Genomic DNA, 323 nt, shown 5'->3' with positions numbered 1-323 from the left:
CGCTGAAGGACTTCACCAACGTGGTGTACAACGGCAAGCACCTGGTCTACGCGTCGAACGTGTCCGGGTCGTCGTACGGCTCGATGGCGTTCGCTCCCTTCACCAACTGGTCGGACATGGCCTCGGCCGGGCAGACCGGGATGAGCCAGTCCGCGGTGGCGCCCACGCTGTTCTACTTCGCGCCGAAGAAGATCTGGGTGCTGGCCTACCAGTGGGGTGCCTGGCCCTTCATCTACCGGACCTCCAGCGACCCGACCAACCCCAACGGCTGGTCCGCTCCGCAGCCGCTGTTCACCGGCAGCCTTCCCGACTCGGGTACCGGG

At 66.3% G+C, this 323-nt stretch carries 1 protein-coding gene; it reads left to right on the top strand.

Annotated elements, in window-relative coordinates; genetic code table 11:
- Nucleotides 1-323, top strand: a 323-nt coding sequence (locus H5J33_RS36630) for a non-reducing end alpha-L-arabinofuranosidase family hydrolase (RefSeq protein ID WP_258565660.1), incomplete at both ends; no start/stop codon positions are given.

This window comes from Streptomyces sp. WELS2, assembly GCF_013870595.1.
In the GTDB taxonomy this organism is placed as follows: domain Bacteria; phylum Actinomycetota; class Actinomycetes; order Streptomycetales; family Streptomycetaceae; genus Streptomyces.
Note: the sequence above shows the minus strand (reverse complement) of the source record. Positions and strands in the feature narration are given on the sequence as shown.